Consider the following 14942-nt stretch of genomic DNA (forward strand, 5'->3'; position numbering starts at 1 on the left):
CGGTGTTGCCGTGCTCTCCTCCTCCATCACGCGCAACAGCCAGCCGCCGGGCAGCGATTCGACGGCGCACCGCCCCAGCGTGGGCAGCCAGACCTGGCCGTCCTGCACGGTGACCGGGAGGGTCACCCGGTCGACGGGGGCCAGCCCGGTCACGGCGGCCACCCAGCCGTGCCGGTCGGCGACCACCGTCCGGTCCGGGATACGGGCGAGCACCGGAGCGGCGACGGCCCGCAGGCGCTCCAGATCGCCGAGGTGCGCGAACTGGCCTTACAGGCCGACCGGGACGACCTGGTTGCCGCGAGGGGCGCGCCCGTCGGCGTGGCGCACGCCCTCGTCCAGGCCCGCCTGGGGCGGCTGGACGAGTCGAGAGCCGTGGCCTGCCCGCCGCGACCGGTAACGGACCACCTCTACGGCCTGGAGCTGGACGACCGCTGCCAACTCGCGATCCTGCACGGCGACACCGAGACCGCGGCCGTGCTGATCGAGCACATGCTGCCCATTCGGGAACAACTCGCCGGTTCGGCGGGCGCGGCCTGCGCGGGCCGCCCCCGCGCCCTTGACGACCTGTATTAACTCGTCGGTGAGGACCCGGGCCGCGGCCGACCACTACGCACTGGCCGAGCGAGTCACCATCGCCTGGGACTCACCTCATCTCGCGGCCGCCGCACGGCTCTCGGCAGCGCGGCCGGGGCAGCAGAGCTTCGCGACGTAGAGCTGTGGCGTGTCGATGACGGCGTCCTGGTGTTGCCGCTCACCCGGCACCGGGAGACGATGGTCAGTGGGCCCTCTCCACACAGTCTCATCGCACACGCAGAGGCGCATCATGGGCATCTCCGACGAAGAAGTCGCCCGGGCCAAGAACATCAGCGTCGAGCAGGTGAAATTGCTCCGCGAGACGCGGGGAACCACCAACGAGACCCTCGAGGGCCTGTCCACCGGGGCGATACGCAAAGCGCTGCGCCGGCTGGACTTCCCCGACATGCCCAACGCGCGCGGGCTGTTCAGACTTCAACAGGAACGAGGTGACGACGGGCGGGTCCCCGCTCACCCCTGGGGCACGGCCCGCGAGCAGGCCCGGGCCCGTCTCCACGCCGCCGCGCAGCCGGAGACGGCCGGTGTGCCGACCGGCCCCCATCCCGCTTCCGGCGAGCACGGCGTGACGCCCACGGCGGGGCTGGCGCTCGACCGCTGGAAGTGGCTCGGCCCCGGGAACATCGGAGGCCGCACCCTCGGCATCGTGATCCACCCGGACCACCCGGAGCGGATGTGGGCCGCGAGCGCGGGCGGTGGGGTCTGGCACACCGGGGACGGAGGCAAGGCCTGGGGGCCCGTGGACGACTTCCTCGCCAACCTAGCCTGCGGGGCCCTCGCGATGGACCCCTCCGACCCGGACACCCTGTACGCCGGCACCGGGGAGCTCCTCAACATCGACGCCCTGCGCGGCAACGGAATCTTCCGCACCACCGACGGCGCCACCTGGAAACCCCTGCTGGCCACGCAGACGAACGACTTCCGCGCCGTGTCCGGGATCGCGGTGTCCGCGTCCGGCGAGGTCGTCCTCGCGGCCACCTCCACCGGCCTCTTCCGCAGCTCGGACCCGGCGCACGCCGACTGGACACGGGTCCTTGGCCTCCCCGTCGGCACGGTCGTCTTCGACCCCGCGGACAGCGGCCGGGCGGTCGCCGGAGCGCTGCGCGGCGCCAAGGCCTGGTTCAGCGAAGACGGCGGCAAAACCTGGCAGGAGGCGGCCCACAGCGCCTGGCGGGGCCGGGTGTCGGTGGCGTACGCGGCGAAGGACCCGGCGGTCGTGTACGCCTCGGTGGAACTGGACGGCCTCGGCGGCATCTGGCGCTCAGACGACGGCGGGCGAACCTACCAGCCCCGGCGCGGCCGCGGCCCGGACGGCAAGCGGGCCGACTACCTGGGCGGCCAGGGCTGGTACGGCAACGCCGTCTGGGCCGGGGACCCCACGGACGAGGACCTGCTCGTGGTGGGCGGCATCAACCTGTGGCGCAGCACGGACGGCGGCGACCACCTGGCCGAGATCAGCACCTGGGAGGTCGCGCCGGAGTCGGCGCACGCGGACCAGCACGTCATCGTGTCGCATCCCGCCTACGACGGGGTGCAGCACAGAACCGTGTTCTTCGGCACCGACGGCGGGGTGTTCATGGCGGACCTGGCCAAGGTGGGGACCGAGCCGAAGGCGCCGTTCGTGCGGGGCTGGACCGAACTGGTCAACAACTACGGTGTCACCCAGTTCTTCGGCGGCGCCGGGAACCCCGTCACCGGAAGGATCATCGGGGGCGCCCAGGACAACGGCTCCCTCGTCCTCGACCCGGAGGCCGGCACCGAGGGGTGGCAGGAGTTCTCCGGCGGGGACGGCGGCTGGTGCGCCTGCGAACCCGCCGACCCAGGCGTCTTCTACGGCGAGTACGTCAACCTGAACATCCACCGCAACACCGACGGCGGCGCCACCGAGGACGACCCGCACCGCTACATCAGCGGAATGTTCTTCAACGAGCAGAAGCACCAGTGGGACTGGAAGCCGGAGCCGTTCCGTATCCCCGACGCCAAGGACGGCACGGCGCTCTTCATCGCGCCGTTCGTGCTGGACCCGGGCGAGCCCGAGCGGCTGCTCGCGGGCGGCCTGGACCTGTGGCGGACCGACAACGCCAAGGCGCCCAACACCCCTACCTCGGGGCCCGCCTGGCACTCGATCAAACCCAGTACCGGCCCCGACGCCGAGGGCAGCGCCCCGATCAGCGCCCTGGCGATCTCGCCTGCCGACTCCGATGTGGTCTGGGTGGGCCACGACGACGGCCAGGTCTTCCGCTCCACCGACGGCACCACGGCCGCTCCGGCCTGGCGGCGCGTCGGGGTGGGTGGCCCGAACCCGCTGCGGCCTAAGCGCTATTGCGCCTGCATCACCGCCCACCCGACCGACGTGGACACCGCCTACGTCTCCTTCGGCGGCTTCGAACCGGACAACCTGTGGGTGACCCACGACGGCGGCGCGCGGTGGGCCGACCTCTCCGGCACGCTGCCCGACGCCCCCATCCGCGCGGTGACCGTGCATCCACGGCGCGACGTTCTCCTCTACTGCGGCACCGAGGTCGGTCTCTTCGCCAGCGAGGATAAGGGGGCGGCCTGGTCGCCGACCAACGAGGGCCCGACCAACTGCTCGGTCGATGACCTGTTCTGGATGGACGAGACCCTGGTCTGTGTCACCCACGGCCGCGGAATGTTCCAGATCGACCTGTCCGCGGTGTGACGCGGCCGACCGAAGGCGAAGGTGACGACGATGATGCGGAACGTGCGCATGCGCGGCCGGATCGAGGCCGTCCTGGCCGTCGTGAGCGGCCTGCTGTGCCTCCTCACCCTGTTCTGGCCCGACTGGATCGAGGAGGTCTTCGGGGTCGATCCCGACCAGCACAGCGGCGCCCTCGAATGGGCCATCGCCGTCGTCGCCCTGTGCGCCACGGCCGTCTTCTCCCTGCTGGCCCGCGCCGAGTTCCGCAGGGCACGTACGCCGGTCGGAAACCAGTAGCGCCGCGCACGGCGAAGGCCGCCTCGCGGTCACGGGAGTTGGCAGTGACCCACACCAGTACGTCCAGCTCGCCTTTGTTCCAGGCGGTGCGGGCGTGGGCGGCCGCGCGCCGCGTCTTGCCCACTCCACCCATTCCCGCCAGCACCCCGCGTGATCGGAGATCCCCGCCGCATGCGGGACCTGAGAGGTCCACGGGAGTCCGGCCTTCGGGAACATAGGCTGCACCGATGTTCCCGAAGGCCTGAGACGGCTCCCCCATTGAGCAGTCTCAGGCGAGAATCAGGCGAGGCAGAACTCGTTGCCCTCGATGTCCTGCATCGTGATGCACGACTCGTTGACGCCATCGGCGCGCTGCGTCAGCACGTGTTTCGCGCCGAGCGCCATCAGCCGTGCGCATTCGGCCTCGAGTGTGGCCAGGCGTTCCTCACCCACGAGCCCGGCGCCGGCCCGCACGTCGAGATGCACCCGGTTCTTGACGACCTTGCCTTCGGGAACTCGCTGGAAGAGCAAGCGCGGGGCTACACCCGAGGGATCAGTGCACGCGAAGTAGATCTCATCCTCGGGCGGCAGCGAGCGGTGGTACTCCTGCCACGTGGCAAAGCCCTCCGGGACCGTCGGCAGGACGTACCCCAGCACCTCGCACCAGAAGGCGGCGAGGCGCGCAGGCTCCGCGCAGTCGAAGGTCACTTGGAACTGTTTGATCGTTGACATCGGCGCACGATAGCAGGGCCCTGCGCATCTCCCCAGGTCAGGAGGTCCGCACGTTGTCGGGACGAGGCGCCTGCCGCCCGCTGCAGTGTCGTGCGGTCGCAGGGGTGAACCGAGGCCAGTGCCTGGCCGAAGGGAACCTGGGATGCGATCCCGGCCAGCCACTCTCCTGCTGCAAAGATCAGTTACGGGACAGCCCTCAGGGAGGCGCGGGCCGGCATGCTCACGGAGTCGATCGCGCAGCGGTACCAGCCCAGCTGGCCGCGGGCACCGAGTTCGCCCAGGACGAGACGGTGGAACTTGGCCCGAACTCGGGCCTTCGACCACTCCCAACTGCCGGTGGGCTGTGGCTCCCGACTGCCCGAACGAAGCGGACGGCAACTGCTGCCACGTACAACAGACGTCGCGACGAACACGATCGCTGCCAGCACTTCCCGGTCACCGCGCCGACGCCGGCCGCCACCCTGCGGACGGGTCGGCGCCTCCGCACCACCCGGCAACAGGACACGACCGGCCTGTGCACCGTGCACCGTCCTCAGGGGAAGCAGGTGCTCAGTTTCGTTCTCGCCGCGGCCGTGGCTGGCGACAGTGAGGTACGAGGCAACCGCCACAGGCGAATTTTCGTTTCGCTGAACACCGTGTCGTGGTCGTGCCGACCGGGGCGCCCAGGGGAGTGATGTTGAGTAATCAGGCTGTCATGGTGGGTCTCGGTGCCACTGGCCGGGCCATCGCTTTGTCCTTGCTGCAACGCGCGGACGTGGAGATCGTCGGAGCAGTGGACCAGGACCCCCGCGTGGTGGTTCGAGACCTCGGAGTGCTACGTGGTGGCGCCGCGAACGGTGTAGTCATCGTGAGCGACCCGGCCGACCTGCCCGCCGCCGACCTCGCGATCGTGGCGAGTGTCTCGGATCTGCAGAGGGTGGCCGGTGTCCTGCTGCCGCTGCTGGAGCGTTCGTACAACGTCCTGAGCATCTGTGAAGAGCTGGCCTATCCATGGCAGAGCCATCCCGACCTGGCCCGACGGCTCGACGACACGGCGAAGGCGCATGGCGTGACTGTCCTGGGCAGCGGGGCGAACCCGGGCATCCTGATGGACACCCTTCCTCTCCTGCTGACCGCACTGACCCAGCGAGTGGAGAGCGTGCCGATCCGCCGACGGACGAACATGTCACGCTACGGCGCGATCCTGTCGAAGTTCGGCCTCGGTCTGACCACAGAGGAGTTCGAGAAGGCTCACCGCCGGGGCGAGGTTGTCGGCCACTACGGCTTTGAGCAGGCTATCGGAGCGCTCGCGGCGGGGCTCGGATGGGATCTCGACTCGGTGGACGTGGGAGAGGTCGAACCCGCCGTCGTGACGACCTCGCCGCGCGTCGGGGACCACCTGCGTATCGGAACCAGGACAGATCTCGGCCGTCACTCATGCCGCCCGCGGCATGCTCAAGGGCGAAGCGGTGATCGACCTGGAGATCACGTTCGGGTTCTTCGAGCCGGCCGATAAGGTGGCCGCGGGCGACGACTACCGGATCGTCGGAGAGGAGCAGGTCATCGACCTTCGTTCCTCCGTGGGCTCGATTCCTTCCTCAGCACGATCGCAGCGGCGGTCAACTCCGCCGCTGCGATCGTCGAGGCGCATCCCGGTCTCCTGTCGATGGGAGACCTCCCGGCCCGTGCGATCGCGGCCAAGGGAGAGCGCCGAGCAGCCCGGGCCCCGCTCGGGGCCACCACTCCTCAGACATTTGACGACAGAACCTAGCTGGGCGGCTGTCAAGCAGGTCGCGCCGCCACTGTGAACGCGAAGGCGCGCTGGCACGGCTGGGGTGCTCGCTTGCTCCGTCATGGTTTGCGTTGGGCGAGGTGGCGTTGGAGGTCGAGGTGGCGGAATTGGTAGACCGCCCCGACCTGTCGAAGTACGCCTCGTCGTTCGTGGGCGTCGGCCAGGAAAGACATGAAGCGCCAAGGCACGCGCCGCGTGGCCGCCAGTGCAGTCCGTGCCGCGGCGGGCGTCCTGACGTCGTGTCCGATGCCCATAGCCAAGCCGTGGCACTGAGCCCTGGGCCTGGGCACGATGAGGCTCGCGGTAGCGTCACCGGGGCACTCACGCCGAAGGAGAGGGCATTCACTCGTGAACCTGGGCATCGTCGGGCAGGCTGCCGGGTTGTTCGCCGTCACCAACATCGACGACATCCTGATCCTGTCCCTGTTTTTCGCCCAGGGCGCCGGACACCCCGGCTCCGCCCGGCGGATCGTGATCGGCCAGTACCTCGGCTTCGCCGCCATCCTCGCCGTGGCGGTCGCCGCCGCGTTCGGTGCCACTTTCCTGCCCGAGGCGGCCATCGCCTACCTCGGCCTGCTGCCCCTCGCCCTCGGGTTGAAGGCGGCCTGGCAGGCGTTCAAACACCGCGGCGACGTGGACGACGAGCAGCAGACGAGACAGGGCGGCCCGAAGGCCCTGGAAGTCGCCGCCGTTACCTTCGCCAATGGCGGCGACAACATCGGCGTCTACGTCCCCGTCTTCGCCACCGCCGGCATCGGCGGCATGAGCGTCTACGTGATCGTCTTCCTGCTCCTGGTGGCCGTGTGGTGCTCCGCGGGCCGCTTCTTCGCCACCCGCCCCCTTATCGCCAAGGCCCTCAGTCGCTGGGGCCACATCCTGCTCCCCGTCGTTCTGATCGGCATCGGCCTGCTCATCCTCATCGAGGGCGGCGCCTTCGGCCTGTAGCCGACTACGGGTGGCCTTCGGTGCGCGCAGGCGGGGAACTGAGAACCGTGAGTCGGTCAACGTCGGTTCTTCTGCCCGGCCTCACAGGAGAGGCTCCAGGAAACGGTACGAGTGGGCCGATGCGTCCTAGCGGTGCGCAGAAGGCTGCAGCGACGGCAAAGCGCCGGGGTCGGCGGGGAAGGACCTCGTGCTGCTCCTGGCGGAGGCCTATCCCCCCGGCTGGGACGTCCGGGGATCGGACGTCGTGGTGCTGCTCACCACTGTGGCCAGGGGTACATCCACGCGGAATGGCTGCTGCCCCTGACATGGTCGTGCACGTCTCGCTCGACGACCTGCTGCCGGCGGTCGTGCCCGGGATCAGCGGTCTGCATCCTCGGCGCTGCGTCCGGGCGAAGGAGGTGTGGGACTGATGACGACGGCAGAGGAGGGACCGTGATCGACACGGTTGCATGCGGGGAGCGGTGGCGGCGGACTTACGTGCTGCCGCCTGGACCGGCCGGTGATCAGCGATGACGAGATGGACGCCCCGGCCCGACGGCGGACGGCCGTCATCGAAGTCTTGTTCCCACACCTATACGGCCGACCCGACGCCGCTGAGCGCGACGTGCCTGGCCTGCGCGGCGCGCGGACGGGCGTCGGCCGGCCTGCTGCTCTGCCTGACCTGCGGCCAGGTGGGCTGCAACGACAGCTCTCCTGGAGCCCATGCCTGGGCCCACTTCGAGGCCGACGCGCACCCGGTGGCCCTCAGCATGGCACCCGACGGCGGCTGGGCCTGGTGCTACGAGGACGAGGTGTACCTGGACCCGCGGGACGAGCCCGCGCCGCGATCCGCTTCGCGCGCGCCCGAGTCCGTCTGGGACTACCCCCGACCGCCCGCCATGAGCCAGGACGACCGCGTCGTGGTCGTCGAGTGTGCCGGCCAGGTGGTGGCCGAGAGCCGCAGGACGATCCGGGTGCTGGAGACCAGCCATCCCCCCGTGTTCTACGTCCCCCCGCAGGATGTCCGTACGGAGCTCTTGTTCCCGGCGGCCACAGCGCGGACCTGGTGCGAATGGAAGGGAGCGGCCCGGTACTGGGACGTCGTCGTGGGCGACGACGTGCGCACCAGCGCCGCCTGGACGTATCCCCGTCCCGAGCCCGCCTACGCGGCCCTCGCCGACTTCTTCGCCTTCTACCCAAGCCGCGTGGACCGCTGCACGGTCGCCGGGGAAGCGGTCACGGCGCAGGAGGGCGACTTCTACGGCGGCTGGATCACCTCGGAGGTGCGCGGGGCGGCAACGTGATCTTGCCAGCCGGGCATCGTGCTGTCATCACCGACTTCGGCATTGCTCGTGTTCTGGATGAGTCATCCCAGACCACCAGCACGGACAAGGTCGTCGGTACCCCGCAATTCATGCCGCCGGAGCAGTTGAAGGGGAAACCGGTCCAGCCGACGGGCGATCTGTGGCCCTGGGGGCAACGTTGTACGCCGCCGTAGAGGACCGCCCACCGTTCAGCAACGGCCTCCACCGCGAAGACGGACTCGTACTCATCCGCACGCGACCAGTCGAACAACCGGACAGAGGTCGCCAGCGCCCCGGCCCCCGCACGACGAACTCAGCTTGCCCTGGCCCTACCTCGATCAGACTCACCTGCCGAAGGATACGGACATCGACACGTTGACGACATCGCGATTCCGTGGCCCAGGACCGTTGCTGATTCTCATCAACATTCGACGGCCCAGCAGCAGCCATCTGTTCCCAGCTCCCACCGACAAGTGCTCTTCGTTCTGACCTACGTAGCCAACGGACGCCGAGTACTTGCCCATAGCGGCTGGATCGCCGACAGCTTGCGTTCGGCCCACCCCGGGGGCGTCGAGGCCGACCGCGAGCTGTCGGGCGATGATCTGCAACAAGCGCTGTTCGGCCTGCTTGTACACATCGCGGGCGCGGGCGGCGAGGTCCTCCACCATGCCCGGGTGAACAGCCATCACTCACCCCCTCACGGTGCTGATCGTGGGCGTATGGGGAGCGGGGAGAACCACAGACGCCGACACACGGCGCTGTGCGGTCGGTGCAAGAACGTAGTCACTCGACAGGGGGAGAAAGTCATGCCAACTGCAGAGGTCAGGCGCCCCGTTGCCGGGTCACCAAGAAGGTAATGGGGGGCGTCGCCGCCGGAGGAGCGGAAGAGTCCGCGACCTCTGATCAGCTCCTCGCCGACTCAAACGTTGGGGACATGCAGCTTGTCCCAACTGGTCTTGCCGGGAATGCCGTTGGCATCGTCACCTTGGAACGCGAGTTTTTGCTGCCAGGCGGCGTAGGACTGCACATCGCCCGGGCCCCAGACGTCTGCGTCGGCGTTCGACTGGTACCGGTTGCAGCCTTCGGCGACGAGCCGGTGGTGCATTGCGGCGATGATCGGCGATTTCTGTCCGGTGTGGAAGAACGACGCACCGGGGAACGGCTCGGTGTCCACCACGGCATCGGGGGGTGAATTCGTGAAGTGGTCGTACGCCTCCTGCACCGCCGCGAGGACCTTGTCGTAGATGCTTTCCATGTATGGGCCGGCGCACTCGGTCGCGGACCAGTGGTGGTGGTAGAAGAGGTTGTTCTTGCTGGGGCGTTCACCGATCGCTTTGGCGAAGAGCCAGCCCGCGAGACGTGCGGCGCTCTTCCAGGTGGTGTCGGCGACCATCCAGCCGGGCCCGAGCGTGGCGTTCGCCATTTCAATGCTGATGGAGCGCTGGTTGCCGGTCACGTTGCCGACGGCCCAGGCGTACTCGTTCAACTTGACGTACTGAGCGACGGCACCGGCGGCGTCCACGTCGAAGTGCGCCGAAGCCGGACGCGTCTTCCAGTTCTCGAGCAAACCCTGGTGCGAAAACCGGCCGGCGTTGTGGTGCAGCGTGACCGACGTCTTCTTGTAGGCGTTGTGGTAGACGTGGCCAGTCGCGCTGAGCTTGTCTATGAGGTTCGTGACGGGACGGTCGTACGCAATGGTGGCGGTCACTTGGGGTCCCTCCGCGTCGTTCTCGACGCCGTCCGCTGCGAAAGCGACGAAGTCGCTTTCCGGAAGGTCCTCGAGGTTGTAGATGCCGGGTCCGTCGCCGGTGTGTGTACTCGCGAGAGCCGCCTTGAGGTCCTGGTCGTCGAAGTTCTTCTCGGGCATGACGTCGTCCTTGGTCTCATGTGGCGGATGCAGATGGCTTTGAAGGTGACGCCACTGAGTCGAGGCGTGCAATGGCCGGCTCCTCCACTCGCCTGCGACGCTGTGGCCTCAGTCTTCAGTCGTTGGAGACGTACAGCTTGTCCCCAACCGGTCTGTCTGGGGGTGCCGTTGGCATCGTCACCTTGGAACGCGAGTTCTTGCTGCCAGGCGGCGTAGGGCTTCACATCGCCGGGCCCCGGACGTCGGCGTTGAACGTTCGACTGGTACCGGTCGCAGCCTTCGGCGACGAGCCGGTGGTGCATTGCGGCATGATCGGCGTTTTCCGTCTGGTGTGGAACTTGTTGTCGACCAAGCTTCGGTCCCCGTCGATGTCCGGGTCTCCTTTGGACTCCGCCATGGCGACGGCCGCCGCGATTTTGATGTCACTGCCGGTGAACCCCGCCTGTGGTGAGGGCGCACAGCTCGGTCAGGCTGAATCTCATTTCTGGTGCCCGTCTGACTTATTTATCAAAAGCCATGCCCACATGGCGCCTCACGGTGTCGGATCGACGGCCGGAATTGGCCGGAATTCTCGACCCAGGAGGTGATGCTCCTGAAGGTGATGACTGTGTCTCTAGGAGCTTCCTCTAATGGACACGTTTTGACACATAGGGGATCGCAGATCCTCTTGGCCGCGCCTCCGTGATGCGAGGAGTCAGGGCGAGGCATATAAAGATCACTAAGTGTTACTATATGACGATGTCAGGGAACGGGCAAACAGAGCGCTAACGAGCCTGTGCACAACAGGCGATGCGCGCAGGCGGTGGTTCGTCGGCCGGCCGCCCTGGCGCGGACAATGCCGCGCACCGCTGACCGGCGCCGGCGGACATAAGGACTTCGTCATTTGTCAGGCAGCCCGGTCACGGCCGCTCTTTCCCTTGAACGGGAGCATGATCGAGTGACTCCCGGGACGTAGGCGGTATGGGGCGTGGACGACGAGTGCGGGTCAGTTCGTGGCTGGTAGGCGGGCTGGTCGTGGCGGTCACCGGGGTCGGCTTCAGGCTGTACTGGTTCCAGCCGTGGAAAACCGTGGCAGGACAAGGCGATCCAAGAGGCGCCGCGCGTCACCGTGGACGCCTCGAAGCCGGCCGAGGCGCCGCCGTCAGAGGCAACGTCCGCACCGGCCCCGGCCAGGCCGGTAACCCTGGCCACCGGAACGCTGATCAGCCACGAGCACAAGACGTCCGGCACGGTGAAACTCGTAGGGCTGGCCGAAGGCTCCCACATCCAGTGCGACGCCGCCCGAGACGGGGCTGGGAAAGAGACCCCTGGCCGCCCAGAGTGCCCGGGGGTCCTGCCCGCCAGCCTCACGACGCCACCAAATTCAGTCCGAGGACGGCGGCACGACCTGGTGCACTCGCCAGCCGTCGGGCGCGCTGCCCACCCACGCCCTTCGCTGCCCCTCGCCGTTGTGGCCCCAATGCGGCTCCTCCATCGAGGTCTCGCGACCGTCGTCCAAGACGCAGATCCGTTCCCAGCGGCCATGCTTACCCGAACAGACCTGGTGAGCCGGCCCGCGTCACCCTCGCGCACACCCCGGTCGTAGAGGTCCTGGACGAGCTGGAGTCGGGCGCGCAACTCCATGCCGAACTCCGTCTCCGCAGCCTCAACCTGATCCCTCGCATGCCACGCCTGGCTGCGAGCGGCCCTGGTGCTGTCGGTGTCGGAGGCGGCACCTACCTTTCTCTGCATGAACTGAACAGCAGTGGACGGGCTTGCGCCAGCGGGTTGACTGGCTGTTCTCTTTGCGCTCGGGGGGTCGGTCGGGTTCGGACAGGGGCCTGGTCCGGGTGAGTCTGCCGGTGGGGGCGCATGGAAGAAGGGCCTCTCGGTAGCTCGCGGATGTCGAGTCCAGCGCGGAGCAAGAGGCCCTGTTGTCGAAGTGTCGCGTGGTCACGGTTGCCGGGTCCAGTCCGTCCACTCCTGGGTGTGACTGTCTCGCCCACAGGCTCGGGAACGCGGCCGACCGGCCCGGAGCGCCGGCCCCGGTACGACTCGGACATGAGCGATGACGAGTGGGCCCTGGTACGGGAACTGCTGCCGGTTCGACCTCGACGGTCGATGGAGTTGGGGAGGCCTGGCGCGTAGCGCGGGCAGATGGGCCTGGTGACACAAGTGGGCCATCGCATCCACGGTCGCGACGATCGCCGTACCCGAGTGGGGTGCGGCAGTATGGGCATACCGGGCGTACTCGGCGGCACGTGTTGTCACCGCGGCAGGCCGCTTCGGGTCATGGGCCTACCGTGCGCGAGGCATTGGTGCCACCAGCCGGCTGTTCGGTGACATACATGCCGGAGCCAGAGCAGCCGGATAGCTGAACCGCGGCAGGAGGTTCGCCATCGGTTGGTCGGCGCGCGGAACGCGTCACCTTGGGTTCAGGCGCGTGCCGGATTCCGCTTCAAGGTGTTCAGACGGCACTACTGGACGCACTTCGGACCGTGGAGGGGCCGATGACGAGTGAGTTCGCCAACGCACCCGCCCTCTTCAGGCACCTCAATGACCTCTACGGCGACCGTGTCCAGGTGCGAAAGCAGACGCTGAGCGACCGGAGTGTCGACGTTTCGGTCCGCGACGACCTGAGCGTCGCCGCCGACGTCGACCCGGAGGTACATCAGGTACGCGTATACCTGGGACGCTTCACGTTCGAAGGGCTCACTCCATCGCAGTGCGAAGATGTGCTGAACGCCCTGACGAGAGGCGATTTCTCTCTCCGTCGTCGGCGCCTGACGGGCACACTCGAGCTTCGCGTTCGAGCTGGCAGGGGCGAGCAAACCGCCTACGCGTCGGTTGGCGCAGAGGGCCTCGAAGCCTGGGAGCAGGCCGCTCTCAGCGCCTGACCCGGTCTTCAAGAGGACGGCTCCAGACGAGCGGCCTCGCAGTGCCGCGCCGGTCTACAGACCGGCGCGGCACTTTTCGTGCGTCCGCACAACCCGGAGACCTCCGCTGTCGCCGGTACCCTGCCCGCGACGCCATGAGGCCCCGCCCTGTGCTGCTGTGCCGCGCGCGCAGGACGACCTGGCCCGCTGGCGTGAGGTCGCAGAGGACCATCGAGCATTGTCTGGAACTGCTGGCACGGCATGTGAGACCGCCGGACGCACCCACTGAGCACGACAAGCTCACGCGGGACAGCCGCCTGGATCTTCAGCATGACCGCCCGGTGAGGATCGAGTCGGCCAGGAAAGACCACCGACAGGTGTAGATGCTCACCCGGCGAGGACACCGCGGGAAGCAGCAGCAGCAGCAGCTGGAGCCGAAGTGCAGACGGGTCTCGGTCCTGCGCAAGCAGGAGTACGACCCGGACACCGGGCAGGGACCACGAACCCGATTGAGTCGACGTTCTCCACGGTCAAGCTCCGCACGAAGGTCACCCGCGGGGCGGGCAGCCCTGCTGCAGCCCTGGCGATGGTGTTCAAGCTGGTCGAGTCCGCCCAGGCCCGCTGGCGCGCGATCACTGGAGCGCACCTCGTGCCCCTGATCCGCGCTGGTGCTGTGTTCGAGAATGGCCTCCTCGTCGAGCGCGAGGAGCGGGCAGCTTGATCACGTCAGAGAGCGCCCGGCCGGGCCGTGGCGGGGCCAGTCGAGCTGCACAGATCTTGATCTATCCTCGGTCCTTCACGACCGGGACGGGGTGATCAGACATGGCGTATCGGGTTGGCGACGAAGTGATCGTCTCTTGCGAGCCGGCAAGCGCTCGGGCCGTCTCGGTGAATGCGACCCACATCCGTCTCCAATGGCCATGGGGAGAGATCGACAACTCCGGGCAAGTTCGCTGGGACGGGACATTCCACCTCCCGTGGGCCGATCCAAGCGGTGAATGGTCCCCGTATCATTTCGAGCCGGCGCCTCCTGTCCTCTGAGCAGGAGATGTCTGCACGGTGTCGATCCCGCCCACTCGCCTCTGCGTGGGGCACTACGAGGAGTACGACCCTCCTCGTGACTTCGGCTGGCTTCCCGCCCCCACCGCCGGAATCTACGCCAACCGCACGTCATCTGGTCCACAGGTCTTGACTATTGCTCTGGTGCGGGCACCGGCGGCCGGAGTGCCCGAGTTTCTGCTGGAGATCGACCGCCGCGCCAAGGACGCGCACGACCTGGTCGCCAAGCTGCCCCGGTACTGGGCGCGAGGCCGGCTGCTCCCGAGAACGGCGCACAAGCACACCGCGTACCTGCTACGGCACGCCTGACTGCCCGCAGTGGACCATCATGCAGATTGGTCCCGGGGGGTCATCGGGGCGCCTGTTCAACAACGCTGCGCCGTATCGTCACGCAGTGTCCGGCTGGCAGGGTTTCGGGCACGGCACCTGGATTGCCCCGGCCGAGGCGGGCGACGGCGTCAAGCCTTGACTGGTTCAGCCTCCACCAGGTGATGATCGGGGCCTTGGGACAGCAGTTCAAGAGAAGGAGAGGGTAGGTATGGGCGAGAGGATAACCGGTGGTGTCCGAGCGGAGCTGGCGGCTGTGGTGCGCAAGGAGTACGAGCGGGGCGCGTCGATCCGCGCCATCGCAGCCGCGCACGGTCGGTCGTACGGGCTGGTCTACAGCCTGCTCACTGAGTGGGGTGTGGCACTTCGTGGCCGGGGCGGTGCCCGCAGGTGGACGTGAACCAGAAGAAGGGCGCAAGGGGTTTCTGATCAACCACGGTCGATCGCCGCACCGCGACCAGTCAAGCCCACCTCGGGCACCGCGCTCGTCCAGGACCAGGCGGTGCAGTTCGGCCCACACCCGACCCTCAGTCCGCTCAGTGAATCGCCGGAAGGCGATACCCCCGAAGGACCGAAT

The 14942-nt window shown here is 68.1% G+C and carries 16 protein-coding genes and 2 pseudogenes; 13 read left to right on the forward strand and 5 right to left on the reverse strand.

The window, feature by feature from the left end:
* Positions 1–168: 168 nt before the first annotated feature.
* The 4 genes from ACZ67Q_RS07070 (at position 169) to ACZ67Q_RS07085 (ending at position 3547) form a co-directional block, all read left to right on the forward strand.
* Positions 169–573 carry a hypothetical protein gene (locus ACZ67Q_RS07070; protein ID WP_471177451.1) on the forward strand — a complete coding sequence of 135 codons (405 nt, stop codon included), beginning with the start codon at positions 169–171 and terminating at the stop codon, positions 571–573.
* Between the two features lie 7 nt (positions 574–580).
* The gene (locus tag ACZ67Q_RS07075) at positions 581–712 is read left to right on the forward strand and encodes a hypothetical protein (RefSeq protein ID WP_471177454.1); all 132 of its coding nucleotides are present in this window, start codon (positions 581–583) and stop codon (positions 710–712) included.
* A gap of 111 nt (positions 713–823) precedes the next feature.
* The gene (locus tag ACZ67Q_RS07080) at positions 824–3271 is read left to right on the forward strand and encodes a WD40/YVTN/BNR-like repeat-containing protein (protein ID WP_471177456.1); all 2448 of its coding nucleotides are present in this window, start codon (positions 824–826) and stop codon (positions 3269–3271) included.
* A 30-nt stretch (positions 3272–3301) separates the two neighbouring features.
* A complete protein-coding gene (locus tag ACZ67Q_RS07085; RefSeq protein WP_471177459.1) occupies positions 3302–3547 on the forward strand; it encodes an ABC transporter permease in 246 nt (81 codons plus the stop codon).
* Positions 3548–3826: 279 nt separating this feature from the next.
* Here ACZ67Q_RS07085 and ACZ67Q_RS07090 read toward each other — a convergent pair whose 3' ends face one another.
* Together ACZ67Q_RS07090 and ACZ67Q_RS07095 are read right to left on the reverse strand one after the other, a co-directional pair.
* Entirely contained in the window at positions 3827–4258 is a 432-nt protein-coding gene (locus tag ACZ67Q_RS07090; protein ID WP_471177461.1) for a VOC family protein, read from the reverse strand.
* A gap of 209 nt (positions 4259–4467) precedes the next feature.
* Positions 4468–4737: pseudogene (locus ACZ67Q_RS07095) on the reverse strand (transposase); the annotation flags it as partial.
* 161 nt (positions 4738–4898) lie between these two features.
* Here ACZ67Q_RS07095 and ACZ67Q_RS07100 point away from each other — a divergent pair.
* The 5 genes from ACZ67Q_RS07100 to ACZ67Q_RS07120 all read left to right on the forward strand — a co-directional run bounded on the left by ACZ67Q_RS07100 (position 4899) and on the right by ACZ67Q_RS07120 (position 8451).
* Entirely contained in the window at positions 4899–5753 is an 855-nt protein-coding gene (locus ACZ67Q_RS07100) for a hypothetical protein (protein ID WP_471177464.1), read from the forward strand.
* Positions 5754–6377: 624 nt separating this feature from the next.
* Complete coding sequence (locus ACZ67Q_RS07105; protein ID WP_471177466.1) at positions 6378–6974, forward strand: cadmium resistance transporter; 597 nt, start codon at positions 6378–6380, stop codon at positions 6972–6974.
* Between the two features lie 287 nt (positions 6975–7261).
* Positions 7262–7384, forward strand: a complete 123-nt coding sequence (locus tag ACZ67Q_RS07110) for a hypothetical protein (protein ID WP_471177468.1) — start codon at positions 7262–7264, stop codon at positions 7382–7384.
* A gap of 99 nt (positions 7385–7483) precedes the next feature.
* Positions 7484–8257: a DUF427 domain-containing protein gene (locus ACZ67Q_RS07115; RefSeq protein WP_471177471.1), complete on the forward strand. Its 774-nt coding sequence runs from the start codon at positions 7484–7486 to the stop codon at positions 8255–8257.
* Positions 8254–8451, forward strand: coding sequence for a protein kinase domain-containing protein (locus ACZ67Q_RS07120; protein WP_471177474.1), 198 nt, complete (start codon positions 8254–8256; stop codon positions 8449–8451). Before ACZ67Q_RS07115 ends, ACZ67Q_RS07120 begins: the two co-directional genes overlap by 4 nt.
* 150 nt (positions 8452–8601) lie before the next feature.
* Here the strand turns inward: ACZ67Q_RS07120 and ACZ67Q_RS07125 are convergent, their stop codons facing one another.
* The 3 genes from ACZ67Q_RS07125 to ACZ67Q_RS07135 form a co-directional block, all read right to left on the reverse strand.
* Positions 8602–8943 carry a hypothetical protein gene (locus ACZ67Q_RS07125; RefSeq protein ID WP_471177477.1) on the reverse strand — a complete coding sequence of 114 codons (342 nt, stop codon included), beginning with the start codon at positions 8941–8943 and terminating at the stop codon, positions 8602–8604.
* Between the two features lie 233 nt (positions 8944–9176).
* A complete protein-coding gene (locus ACZ67Q_RS07130) occupies positions 9177–10124 on the reverse strand; it encodes a peptidoglycan-binding protein (RefSeq protein ID WP_471177479.1) in 948 nt (315 codons plus the stop codon).
* Between the two features lie 220 nt (positions 10125–10344).
* Positions 10345–10545, reverse strand: coding sequence for a hypothetical protein (locus ACZ67Q_RS07135; RefSeq protein ID WP_471177757.1), 201 nt, complete (start codon positions 10543–10545; stop codon positions 10345–10347).
* Between the two features lie 2068 nt (positions 10546–12613).
* Here ACZ67Q_RS07135 and ACZ67Q_RS07140 point away from each other — a divergent pair.
* The 4 genes and pseudogenes from ACZ67Q_RS07140 (at position 12614) to ACZ67Q_RS07155 (ending at position 14765) form a co-directional block, all read left to right on the forward strand.
* Positions 12614–13000 (forward strand): hypothetical protein, encoded by a 387-nt coding sequence (locus ACZ67Q_RS07140; RefSeq protein ID WP_471177482.1) that lies wholly within the window; start codon positions 12614–12616, stop codon positions 12998–13000.
* 475 nt (positions 13001–13475) lie between these two features.
* Positions 13476–13700: pseudogene (locus ACZ67Q_RS07145) on the forward strand (IS256 family transposase); the annotation flags it as partial.
* Between the two features lie 338 nt (positions 13701–14038).
* On the forward strand, positions 14039–14347 hold the full coding sequence (locus tag ACZ67Q_RS07150; protein ID WP_471177484.1) for a hypothetical protein: 309 nt from the start codon (positions 14039–14041) through the stop codon (positions 14345–14347).
* A 229-nt stretch (positions 14348–14576) separates the two neighbouring features.
* The gene (locus ACZ67Q_RS07155; RefSeq protein ID WP_471177487.1) at positions 14577–14765 is read left to right on the forward strand and encodes a helix-turn-helix domain-containing protein; all 189 of its coding nucleotides are present in this window, start codon (positions 14577–14579) and stop codon (positions 14763–14765) included.
* The last annotated feature ends 177 nt before the right edge of the window (positions 14766–14942 follow it).

It is taken from the genome of Streptomyces sp. NPDC036813, from assembly GCF_055609245.1.

What these genes read in the sequence shown, in the direction of transcription:
- ACZ67Q_RS07115 (WP_471177471.1), top strand. Translation starts at nt 7,484, where the DNA reads ATGACGAGATGGACGCCCCGGCCCGACGGCGGACGGCCGTCATCGAAG.
- ACZ67Q_RS07130 (WP_471177479.1), bottom strand. Translation starts at nt 10,124, where the DNA reads ATGCCCGAGAAGAACTTCGACGACCAGGACCTCAAGGCGGCTCTCGCG.
- ACZ67Q_RS07110 (WP_471177468.1), top strand. Translation starts at nt 7,262, where the DNA reads ATGGCTGCTGCCCCTGACATGGTCGTGCACGTCTCGCTCGACGACCTG.
- ACZ67Q_RS07085 (WP_471177459.1), top strand. Translation starts at nt 3,302, where the DNA reads ATGATGCGGAACGTGCGCATGCGCGGCCGGATCGAGGCCGTCCTGGCC.
- ACZ67Q_RS07080 (WP_471177456.1), top strand. Translation starts at nt 824, where the DNA reads ATGGGCATCTCCGACGAAGAAGTCGCCCGGGCCAAGAACATCAGCGTC.
- ACZ67Q_RS07125 (WP_471177477.1), bottom strand. Translation starts at nt 8,943, where the DNA reads ATGGCTGTTCACCCGGGCATGGTGGAGGACCTCGCCGCCCGCGCCCGC.
- ACZ67Q_RS07090 (WP_471177461.1), bottom strand. Translation starts at nt 4,258, where the DNA reads ATGTCAACGATCAAACAGTTCCAAGTGACCTTCGACTGCGCGGAGCCT.
- ACZ67Q_RS07140 (WP_471177482.1), top strand. Translation starts at nt 12,614, where the DNA reads ATGACGAGTGAGTTCGCCAACGCACCCGCCCTCTTCAGGCACCTCAAT.
- ACZ67Q_RS07155 (WP_471177487.1), top strand. Translation starts at nt 14,577, where the DNA reads ATGGGCGAGAGGATAACCGGTGGTGTCCGAGCGGAGCTGGCGGCTGTG.